The 10,877-nt window shown below is 66.7% G+C and carries 10 protein-coding genes and 1 pseudogene; 3 read left to right on the forward strand and 8 right to left on the reverse strand.

Translation table 11 applies throughout. From position 1 onward, the window contains the following. Positions 1-88: 88 nt before the first annotated feature. From PKD89_RS06355 to PKD89_RS06390, 8 genes and pseudogenes are all read right to left on the reverse strand, one after another. A pseudogene (locus PKD89_RS06355) lies at positions 89-898 on the reverse strand (formylglycine-generating enzyme family protein). Between the two features lie 142 nt (positions 899-1,040). Continuing rightward, complete coding sequence (locus tag PKD89_RS06360) at positions 1,041-2,726, reverse strand: SulP family inorganic anion transporter (RefSeq protein ID WP_289010258.1); 1,686 nt, start codon at positions 2,724-2,726, stop codon at positions 1,041-1,043. Between the two features lie 35 nt (positions 2,727-2,761). Beyond that, positions 2,762-3,670: a YrhK family protein gene (locus tag PKD89_RS06365; protein ID WP_289010259.1), complete on the reverse strand. Its 909-nt coding sequence runs from the start codon at positions 3,668-3,670 to the stop codon at positions 2,762-2,764. A gap of 21 nt (positions 3,671-3,691) precedes the next feature. Continuing rightward, on the reverse strand, positions 3,692-4,084 hold the full coding sequence (locus PKD89_RS06370) for an SHOCT domain-containing protein (protein WP_287390212.1): 393 nt from the start codon (positions 4,082-4,084) through the stop codon (positions 3,692-3,694). Between the two features lie 51 nt (positions 4,085-4,135). Continuing rightward, the gene (locus PKD89_RS06375; RefSeq protein ID WP_287380361.1) at positions 4,136-4,951 is read right to left on the reverse strand and encodes a DUF4239 domain-containing protein; all 816 of its coding nucleotides are present in this window, start codon (positions 4,949-4,951) and stop codon (positions 4,136-4,138) included. A gap of 72 nt (positions 4,952-5,023) precedes the next feature. After that, complete coding sequence (locus PKD89_RS06380) at positions 5,024-7,396, reverse strand: arylsulfatase (RefSeq protein ID WP_289010260.1); 2,373 nt, start codon at positions 7,394-7,396, stop codon at positions 5,024-5,026. Between the two features lie 284 nt (positions 7,397-7,680). After that, positions 7,681-8,139, reverse strand: coding sequence for a DUF6325 family protein (locus PKD89_RS06385; RefSeq protein WP_287380359.1), 459 nt, complete (start codon positions 8,137-8,139; stop codon positions 7,681-7,683). Positions 8,140-8,275: 136 nt separating this feature from the next. Beyond that, a complete protein-coding gene (locus PKD89_RS06390) occupies positions 8,276-8,872 on the reverse strand; it encodes a nuclear transport factor 2 family protein (protein WP_287390214.1) in 597 nt (198 codons plus the stop codon). Between the two features lie 231 nt (positions 8,873-9,103). Between PKD89_RS06390 and PKD89_RS06395 the strand changes: the two genes are divergently transcribed. The 3 genes from PKD89_RS06395 to PKD89_RS06405 all read left to right on the forward strand — a co-directional run bounded on the left by PKD89_RS06395 (position 9,104) and on the right by PKD89_RS06405 (position 10,826). Beyond that, positions 9,104-9,523 carry a DUF6325 family protein gene (locus PKD89_RS06395; protein WP_287380354.1) on the forward strand — a complete coding sequence of 140 codons (420 nt, stop codon included), beginning with the start codon at positions 9,104-9,106 and terminating at the stop codon, positions 9,521-9,523. Positions 9,524-9,655: 132 nt separating this feature from the next. Then, complete coding sequence (locus PKD89_RS06400; protein WP_287380352.1) at positions 9,656-9,832, forward strand: SHOCT domain-containing protein; 177 nt, start codon at positions 9,656-9,658, stop codon at positions 9,830-9,832. A 184-nt stretch (positions 9,833-10,016) separates the two neighbouring features. Further along, positions 10,017-10,826 (forward strand): hypothetical protein, encoded by an 810-nt coding sequence (locus tag PKD89_RS06405; RefSeq protein ID WP_324332325.1) that lies wholly within the window; start codon positions 10,017-10,019, stop codon positions 10,824-10,826. Positions 10,827-10,877: the final 51 nt, after the last annotated feature.

Genomic DNA, 10,877 nt, shown 5'->3' on the forward strand with positions numbered 1-10,877 from the left:
TCCGGTCGGACCACACGACAGAGATACACCGCACCTGCGCCCGACGCTCATCAAGCGTCGGGCGCAGCCGCGTGGGCCCACAGGCCTGTCAGTTCCCTGAGATCACCACCCGGAAGCCGATGTTGCCGGAGCACCTGTCCGGGCTGTTCGAGCTGCGGGCCGCCACCCGGCAGCGGTTGGAGTAGGAGTCGTGACACAGGTACGACCCGCCCCGCATCACTCGGCGTTCCCCCCAGACAGGCCCCTGGGGGTCGGCTCTCGGCGCCATCGAGTAGGTGACGGAGAACCAGTCCGAACACCACTCCCACACGTTGCCGGTCATGTTGAAGAGCCCAAACCCGTTGGGTTGAAACGCGGTCACCGGGCACGTCCCAATCCAGCCGTCCTCCCCGCTGTTGTGACCAGGAAACGTACCCTGGAAGACGTTCATGTGGTGCTGGCCGCCCGGTGCGAGATCATCTCCCCACGGGAAGCGCCGCCGGTCGAATCCGCCCCGGGCGGCGTACTCCCACTCCGCCTCGGTAGGCAGGCAGGTGCCACTCCACGCGCAGTAGGCCTGGGCATCCAACCAGCTGACGTGGACCACCGGATGGTCGCCGCGCCCCTCGCTCGACGAGTAGGGACCCTCCGGGTGTCGCCAATCGGCGTCAACCACCTGTCGCCACCACGGCGCAGGAGCATTTCCGCGGACGTCGGGAACGTCGTCTGGCACCAGGCCGGCGAACACGAGCGATCACCCGTCGGCTTCGGCGCCCGTGCGGTACCCGGTGGCGTCGGTAAACCGGTCGAAATCGGCGTTGGTCACCGCGACGGGCGAGATCGAGAAGGGCGAGAGGGCCACGCGGTGCGGCGGTCCCTCCCCGTCAGCGGGGTATCCCTCGCCAGGCGGTGCCCCCATCGAGAAGCGCCCCCGGCCAGGCCGATCAACGACGCGCTCGTGTCGCGGCACCCCGTGTCCGGCGTCAGGGCATCCCTGGCCGCCGTCTTCAGCGTCGACGGCTGCGTCGATGGATGACGCCGAGATTGAACCCGATCGCCGCTCACGTCCGACCTCCGGTGGGGTGATCCTCGAGCCAGGTTTCGGCCGCCCGATACGCCACTTCGGAGGAGTGCCCCACGATCGCGTCGGCCTCGAAGACGGTGACCTTCTCCTTCAGGTCGATCCGCCCGGAACGTTCCAAGGTCTCCAGCACCGGCCCGCTGACGCCGCTCAAGAACAGGTGGCCGCCCGCAGCGGCCACACGATCTGCATACCCGGCGATGACGACCATGGCGGTCGACCCGGCCGTCGATCGGCCGCGAAGCCGCAGGACGACGGCCGGGGAGTCCACGCCGGTGGGGTCGGGCAGGTGCTGCTCGATCGTGCGGGAGCCGGCATACAGCAGGCTGCCGTACACGTCGAGCAGCACCACGCGTCGGCCCTCGAGACGCTGCGGAACCTTGACCTCCTCAAAGTGGCCGTCCTCAAGTGGCACCAGACGCACCACCTTGAGGTCCATCAGCTCGGTGTTGAGCTGAAGGAGCAACGAGAGCACCACGCCAATACCCACCGCCGCCGCGATCGGGAGCAACAGGGTGGCCACAAAGGTGGCGACCAGGGCGATCTGAGAGCTGGGACCGGCCTGCCACACCGTGACCACCCGGCCCCAGCGAAGCGCACCGTACGCGGCCACGATGAGCACCGCGGCCAGCGTCGTCATCGGCACGACCTTCACCAGGCTGGAGAACAGGGCCAGGATGACCAGCATCCACACACCGGCCGCCACCGCCGCCCACCGACCGACGGCCCCGGCGCTGCGGTTGAGGGCCGTTTGGCCGACCGAGCCACCCGTGGGCTGCCCCCGATAGAACCCGGCGGCCAGGTTGCCGGCACCCTGGGCGATGAAGTCCCGATTCGGATCGGCCGGCGTTCCGTCTGGGTTGGGGGCCGACTCGCTGACCCCCGCCCCCTGAACGAGGACGATCGCAGCCACCGCGAAGGCGCCGGCAACCACGTTGAGCGAGAAGGCGCTCAACGGTGGGATATGCGGCAGCGGCAGGCCCGCCGGGATCTCGCCGACGTCGCCGACGCGCACAACGCCAGCCGTGCCGAGCAGCTGAAGCGCAATCGTCGGCACGGCCAGCGCCACCATCGATGCATACGACGCCACCGGGCCCCGCCGGAGTGCGAGCAGGATGGCGATGGCGCAGAGCCCGGTGATCAGCGTCGGCCAGTCGAACAGGCCCGGATGGGTGATCACGTGCAGGGCCCGGCGAATCGCCGGGCCACCCTGCGACGGCACGCCGGTGAAGTAGTTGAGCTGGGAGAGAAGGATGTTGACGGCGACACCGGTGAGAAACCCGGTCATCACCGAGTGGGAAACAAAGCGGGTGTAGCGCCCGAGCTTCAGGAGCCCGGCAGCGACCATGATCCCGCCAGCCAGCGCGGTCAGCAGAAACAGCGCCTCGGTGCGCTCCGCCGGGTCGACCGGTGCCAGGGCCGACCCGGCCGCCAACGCCGCAGCGCTGGTGGTGGTCACCACCATCAGCCGGGTGCTGCTCGTCAGCCCACCGGCGATCGGCGCCACCAGGCTGGCGTACAGCCCGTGCACCGGGTTCACCCCCGCGAGCACGCTGGCGGCCATGCCGTCCGGCACGCCCCCGATGGCTACCGGCAGGCCGGCCACGACGTCGGTCTGCAATTCGGCGCGGTCGGTCGGCCGCGCCGACGCCCACCACCGCCTCATCGCCGCACCGGGCGCAGGTCGCCGCCCCTCGCTCATCAGCCGGCCGAAGCCATTGCCGGGGCACCCTTCGCCGCCTCGACCGGCAGCAGCATCGATCCGCCGAGGAAGCACAGCGCACCGACAAACGTGCTTGCGTTGACAAGCGCGATGTTGGCCGACTGCCCCGAGGTGGGCAGGTACCGGGCCGCTACTGCGGATACGCCGAACGCGATTGAACCCACCATGTTGAGCGCAGCGATTCTCCAGCCGGTCGATCCGTCGGGGCGAGGCATCAGCCCGGCGTTCACCTCGACGAATGCAAGCCCGCTGGCCACGAGAAAGCACAGCGAACCGAAGAGATCCGGCGCCCAGATGAGTCGGCGGTCCTGCTGGGTGTCGAGGCCGCTCTGCATCGCTGCGAAGGTGCTGAGGTTGAACAGCAGGGTGCCCACCAACTGGACAGCCGCTGACCACCAACCGAGGCTGCTGGGCGACACGCCGAGCAGCCTCCGAAGTATAGGGCGTCGCTTCGAAGCCGGCCCGATGCCCCCTGGGGCAGCCCGACTCTCGTCGTACTGGATGGCACTGGCACTGGTGAACAACAGGGAACCGCCAAAAAACGTGGCGGCGACGACCGACGGGGCAACGCCATCGAAGAACGGGGGCAACGACCCCAGGGCGAAGCAGACGGACCCGCCGGCGAACAGACCGGCCATCCACCAACACGAGGCAGTCGGCCCGGGACGGACTTGATCCGGACCGGCCCCATCGCTCCTGCCGAGCCCGAGACGCTTGCGGTGGGCACGAGCACGCCACTCGACGAGACGCCCATCGGCCCGTCGGACGTGGGCGCCGACGACGAACGGACCGGCCCGCTTGGTATCGACGACCGTCCAGTCGTCCGGAACCTGCGGCAGCCCCCAGCCCGTGGGCTGAGGGCTTGCCGACAGCAGATCCGAGCCCATCAGCCGGCCGAAGCGGACTGCTCACGCAAGGATCTTGGCCTTCCCGGCCGCAAACTCGGCGTCGGTGATCGCCCCTTGGTCACGGAGCGCAGCCAACTTGGCGATCTCGTCGGCATGGCTTGGGGTACCGGCCGCATCCTGCACATAGGACCGCATGGCAGCGTCCTGGGCCTGAGCCTCGGCCAGCTTCCGCTGGCTCATCTCGTCCCCGTGGGCCAACACATAGATCAACACCCCGAGGAACGGGATCAAGATGACGACGACCAGCCAGATCGCCTTGGAGAAACCTCGCATCTCGTGGTTGCGGAAGATGTCAGCGATGACGCTGAACAGCAGCATGAACCAGGCGAAGATCAGGTAGATCCAGAGCACTGTCCAGAAGACGGATAGAAGGGGATAGTCATAGGCAAACATGGGTCCAGAATGGACCTGGATCACCGTTTGGTCATCACCCCGATCGGGTGATCAGTCAGCCGTTGGCGCTGGGCACGGCTGGGCTGCCAACTGGGGGGCCGAAGCCTCCATGAACGTCGTTGTTTCTTCGATCAACCTTGGCGTCACGGCGCCTCCCCCTCCCGAGTAGGGCCGACTCAGCGAGACGACCAGCAGGATCAGGACTGCCGTGAAGATCGCCGAAGCGCCCAGCAACAACGACTGCGTGAGCGGAGCGGCCGAGTGGGTGACCATGAAGATCAGCGCCACAACGAACGCTGCGCCGACGAACAACAGCAGCCAGAGCATGGTCGGCACCGAGGTCTCCGCCGCCACGAGCCTGGTCTCCCGTGCGGTCGAGATGCTGCCCACCTGTGAGGCCATGTTGGTTGCGGCGGCCGAGTTGAGGGCACCGGTGGTCGCCGTGTCGCCCTGACCGAGCGACGCGACGAGATCGCTGAACGTCTGGTCAACCTGCGACGCTCCGACGCCATCGTTCCGCATTGATGGCCAGTCGAACTCCGACACGCTCCGGCCGTAACAGATGAGCGCACCCTGGATGCCCTCCGACGCGGCGGGAAAGAGCTTGGCCTCCTCAAAGGCCGTGCCGATCGAGGTTGCCTCGTCGCCGACGGCGGAACGCGCCGCGGCGAACTGCCCGAACAGGAACAGGATCGAGAAGCCGACGACCACGCCAAACGCTGTCGAGACGTAGGACAGCGTCGCCGCCCACGGTGCCGCATCGGCCTTCTCGATGCCCGGAAAGAACCGGCGGATGCCATAGCCCAGCCCTCCGGCGACGAGCCCGGCGACGAACAGATACAGCAGGTTGGTTTGGAAGGGGGTCATCGCTACTCCTTATCAGGGTCGACCCCCCGGCCGGCGATCGGCCGGACAGGGGGACGACGCGCTGGTTCTCCCCTATTGCTGTGAGATCGCGATCCGGTGGCGATCCTCCGGATCGATGAGGTGATCGTGGGTGTCGGATCCGAGATCGATCTGCACCCAGTGGATCTTGCCGTTGAATTTACTGGTCACCAGGTCGTAGTCCGAACTGACCATCGTGCCCGACTCGTAGCCGATGTCGGTGGTTTCGTCGGCCGAGAAGACCAGGGGTTGGGTCCCCCCGACCCGACCGGTGCCGATCTGGTCACCGTCGCAGTAGAGGGTGACGTCGCCGCCCTTGCCGAGCCCTCCGCCGTCGTAGGCGAACTCCGCACGAACCTGATGGGTCCCCTCGGGGATCGCGCTGTCTGAGGTGACGATGAACTCCTCGATGCCGAGCACGTTGTAGGCGAAGTTCAGCAGGCCGTCCTTGGCGTACACCGCCCAGCCACCGAAACGTCCACCCTGTGCGATGATCACGCCATCGATCCCAGCAGCGGGTACGTCGACCTCGGCGGTGACCGAGAACGACTTGTTCTTGATGCTGACCACGCTGTTCTCGGACAGCCGCCCCATGCCCGGGTAGAACTTCTGGGTGTTGCCGTGAACCAGCGTCGGCCGACCGGCCAGTTTCGGCTCGAGCCGCTCGGCGGTGCGGTCGTCCATCGGCAACACGTTGAACTTCGTCGCCTCGATCAGCCACTTGCGCTGCAGGTTGGCGAGCTTTTCGGGATGGTCCTTGCTCAGGTCGACCGCCTGGCTGTAGTCCGACGTTGCGTCGTACAGCTCCCAGACGTCGTCGTCGAACGCCGGCAGGTCGCCGCCGACCATGATCCACGGCGTCTTGTGCTTGGTGACGGCGCTCCAGCCCTGGTCGTAGATCCCCCGGTTGCCAAACATCTCGAAGTACTGGAGGTCGTGGCGCTCCGGCGAGCTGGCCTCGTTGAAGGTGTAGAGCATGCTCGTGCCCTCGATCGGGCTCTGCTGCACGCCGTTGACCATCGTCGGTTCGGGTAGCCCCGCCGCCTCCAGGATGGTCGGAGCCACGTCGATGCAGTGCGTGAACTGGGTGCGCAGCCCGCCCTTCTCCTCGATGCCGTCGGGCCAGTGGACGATGGTGCCGTTGCGGGTGCCGCCCCAGTGCGAGGCCACCTGCTTGGTCCACTGGAACGGCGTGCACATCGCCCAGGCCCAACCGACCGAATAGTGGTTGTAGGCGCTGGGCGTGCCGAACTCGTCGATCTTCGACGCCAGGAACTCTGGCGTCTCGAGCGCCGCCATGCCGTTGAAGTTGGCCATCTCGTTGAAGGCGCCGTTCATCGTGCCTTCGGCCGACGCTCCGTTGTCGCCGACGATGTAATAGATGATCGTGTTGTCGAGCACTCCCAGCTCGTCGATCGCATCGATCACCCGGCCGACGTGATGGTCGGTGTGCTCGAGAAACCCTGCGTACACCTCCATCTGGCGGGCGAGGATCGGCTTCATCTCCTCGGGCATGTCGGCCCAGCTGGTGATCTCGTCGGGGCGCGGGGTGAGCTGGGCGTCCGCCGGGATGATCCCCATCTCCTTCTGGCGGGCAAAGGTCTTCTCGCGCAGCGCGTCCCAGCCGTCGGCGAACTGCCCGGCGTACTTGGCCGGCCACTCCTCGGGCACATGGTGCGGGGCGTGGGTGGCGCCGGGGGCGAAGTAGGCAAAGAACGGGCGGTCCGGCATGAGGGACTTCTGCTGGCGGATCCAGTTGACCGCATGATCGGCCAGATCCTCTGTGAGGTGGTAGCCCTCCTCGGGTGTCGCCGGCGGCTCAACCGGGGTGGTTCCGTTGTACAGCGCAGGGTCCCACTGGTTGTTCTCGCCGCCGATGAAGCCGTAGAACGTCTCGAACCCGCCACCGGCGGACGGCCACGAATCGAAGGGACCGAGCGGCGAGGACTGCCACACCGGCACCTCGTGGCACTTGCCGAACTGGGCCGTCGAGTAGCCGTTGAGCTTCAACGTCATGGCCAGCGGGGCCTTGGTGTTGGGCCGCACCGAGCTGTTGCCGGGCGCCGATGTGGCCGTCTCGGTGATCGAGCCCATCCCAACGGAATGGTGGTTGCGGCCGCTGAGCATCGCAGCGCGGGTCGGGGCACACAGTGCCGTGGTGTGAAACCGGTTGTAGCTCAGGCCGCCGGCGGCGAGCTTCTCGGCGTTGGGGGTGGCACACGGGCCACCGAAGGCGGTCGACGCCCCGAACCCGACGTCGTCGAGCAACACGATCAGCACGTTGGGTGCGCCCTCGGGCGGCAACAGCGGCTCGATCGGCGGAAAGTTCGTCTCCGGGTCCTTGGCGTCGTAAGTGGTGTGCCCAAACTTGGGACGGTCCGGGATCGGCAGCATCGAGCGGGCATGGCTGTCGGGTCGGTTCGTCATCGTTGGTCTCCAGTGGGCTTGCGGGTCCGGCGGACGCGCCGACAGCGACGTCAGCGGTCTGGACCGACAACCTAGAAACGGCCCGTCTCGGGCCGCATCACCCACATTGGGCGATCGGCTGAATGCCCTCGGTGCTCAGCGGACGCGGCGGACGACGCGCCGAGTCTGCCGGCGCCGCACCCCGTGGGAGACGACGGCTGCTGTTCCAACTGCGGTGGCCGTTCGGGCAACCGGGGCTGCGATGACGCCGCGGCGCCGCCTACGTGCTGGTCGGAGTGGCATGGTCAGGCTCCTTCGTCGGGTTCGTCGGTATCCGCCTCGAGGGAGGCGACAATGGCTTCGATGGGGATTCGACCGGAGGCGATCTGCTGACCACCGGCGCGGCGGGTGGCCGACGCAAACGGTGCGGCCCAGAGGTTCTCCCAGACGATGCATCCGGCGACGCTTCCCGGATGCATCGACTCGGCGAGGTTGGCGATGTCCTTCGCAGCGAGAATCTCGGCGATCTCGCCTTCCAGCTCGACCAACCCGTCGACCTCATCGAAGTCGTCCACCTCGAAGGCCTCGATCGCGCCGTCCGCATCCTTCTGGAGGATCAGCAAGTCGAGCAGCCGGATCGTGCCCGCCCGATTCAGCGACGCCAGTTCGGCCGCCATCTCGCCGTTGAAGTTGCTCTGTCCGGCCGGGAACTCGACGACCAGGTAGTCGACTGGACCCAGGTCGTCGATCATTTCGTCACTCATGGGTTCTCCTGTGCGGGCCGTCCACCCACCGATCGTGTCGTCGGTGCGCCATATCCCCGTTGTGTTGTCGACGATGCGCCCGGCATGCCCGTGCGTCATCACCCCATCGGGGTGAACCGAACCGGGGCCCCGGGGTTCAACGCTGCGCCAGGTCATTCGCCGATGGAGTTAAGACCTGTTCGAGCAGTGCGATGCGGTCGTACGGACAGCAGATTCGGCTGACGTACTCATCCTCGAAGGTGCACACCAGCATGCCCGCTGCTTCGATCTCGGAGTGCGACGGCTCGATGAGCACGTCATCGTTGAGGAAGCCTGCGTTGTTGAATACGCCGGTGATCCGCCACTCGAGACAGACCCGTGGCCCGCTGATCACCTCGTCCACGATCTCGACACTGGTCGAGGTGACGGCATCGTCGTGGTCGAAGATGGCCGCCACCAGCTCGCGTCTCGAAGTGGTGTACATCGATGGGCTCCACACAACGATCGACTCGGAGACCACCGCCTCGAGCCGGGCGAGTTGTGGGACCACCTCGCCCGAATCACCCAGCAGCGCTTGGGCGAGAAATCGGGCGACGTCGAGCCGGCGCTCGTCGGCCGGGGTGGACGGCTGTGCTGGTGTCGACTGGCCTTCTGGCCACTCGACAATGACTGAGGCGGGCGGAGTCGCTGAAAGTACCTCCGAATTGAGCAGCTTGAGCGCCACCGGACGATCGAACGGACCGAGCAGCGTCACCGGCCGACCTCATCGCAACAGAACACCAGGTTGTCCCACATCGCACTCATTAAACGCCAACGTGCACCCGTCCGCACCACCCGTAGCGGGTGATCACGCACCTATGCGCCGATCGCCCGATGTGGGGGAGGTGGCGGCCCGCCATCTCGGGTATCTTGCAGTGGGGACGTGCGGTCCGTCCAACGACGCCGCTCACGTTTCCCGGCAACCAATTCACGACGTGGAGGGCCCATGGCTGCACCGTTCGAATACGTCATCGTCGGCTTCCCCGAGAACAACTTCTCGGGTGAGATCGCCGATGGTCTGGCAGCACTGCTCGACGCCGGCTTGATCCGCATCGTCGATCTGGTGTTGGTCGCCAAGGGTGACGACGGCAGCGTCGTTGTGCTCGAGGTTGACGAGCACGAACACCTCAGCGCATTTGCCGCTCTCGATGGGGACGTTGGCGGGATGATCGGCCCCGAGGACATCGAGCACGCCGCCGAGTCGATCGCCGACGGCTCATCGGTGCTCATACTGGTGTGGGAAGACCTGTGGGCGAAGCCGCTCGCCGAAGCGATCCGCCGCGCCGGTGGCGAACTGATCGAAGGTGGGATTATCCCCGCCGACCTGGGCAACGCCCTGGAAACCGCGCTGGCCGAGGCCGGCTGAGAAAGCGAGAACACCATGTTGCGACGACGACCCGTGATGCGAGCGGCAGCCCGAACGGCCGTCGTGGCCGGTACCGCCACCGCGGTCTCCGGCCGCGTTCAGCGCCGCCAAGCGCGACGGTTTGGTGGCCCGATGGGGGCCTCCGAACAACAGCAGGAGGCGCAGCCTGCGCCCCAGGCAGCCCCAGCGCCGGCCGCACCCACTGCCACGCCCGTCGAACAGTTGCAGCAACTTGCAGCGCTGCGAGATCAGGGCGTGGTGACCGATGCCGAGTTCGAGACGGAGAAGGCCAAAATCCTCGCCGGCTGACGCCGGCCACCCTCCAAGATCGACACAACAGACGTCGAGTCCCCTCCTCGTCGAGTGCCCTCATGCAGGGGCACTATCGTCCATCGGTTCCCTTTCTCCGTGGTACTTTGACGCGATCACGATGGCCGCCGGTCCCCAGCCTTCCCCCTGGCTGAGGCACGTCGGTCGAAGGACTTGTTGAGCCGTGAGTGACCCGGTTGCCACCCGCGACCCCACACGCTTTGTCGGACCCCCGGCGCGACTCAGTGCGCCGAGCACCCGGTCACGACTGATCGAGCGGACCCGCCTCGACGATCGCTTCAGCGCGGCGACCGGCGGGGTAATTCGCGTCCTGGCCCCCGGGGGCTATGGAAAGTCGGCACTCGTGGCGCGCTGGGCCGCTCAGGACAATCGCGTCGTGCGTTGGCTCAACCTGGAAGCGATCGACAACGACCCCTTGGTCTTGAGCCACGCCATTGAGCAGATTGTGGCCAGTCTGAGAACTGGGGCGTCCGACTCGCAGGCGGATCCCGACATCGCTCGGATGGTCGCAAGCTGTACCGAGCCCTTCGTCCTCGTACTCGACGACATCCACCACCTCGAGAGCGAAGCATCGGCCACACTGCTCAGCCAGGTGACCGCCAACCTTGCGCCGTCGTCGACGCTCGTTCTCGTGGGACGGGCTCACCATCACGCCAAGGCGATTGCCCGATTCCGGCTCGACCCGGGCGTGATCGATGTGGTCACGGACGACCTGGCCTTCAACCTGGCCGAAACCGAGCAACTGCTCACCGCCATGGGCGTCGACCCGGACATCGACGCGCTCAGCGACCTCACCGACCAGTTCGAAGGATGGCCGGCCGGACTTCGCTTGGCCGGCCTGGTCATGACCAGCCGACGCTCGGGTTTCGAAGTGCCCGCGAATCGGCTCGGAAGCATCGAGTACGTCAGCGACTACGTCGCCGAGGAATGGTTCGGCGCTCTCAAAGCGGCCGATCAACACCTCTTGATCTGACGTTCCGCACTTCTCGGGGACGTTATAGCTGCATTTAGCTGACCGGTCGGT

Source organism: Candidatus Neomicrothrix sp. (assembly GCF_035329545.1).
Classification (GTDB): Bacteria; Actinomycetota; Acidimicrobiia; order Acidimicrobiales; family Microtrichaceae; genus Microthrix; species Microthrix subdominans.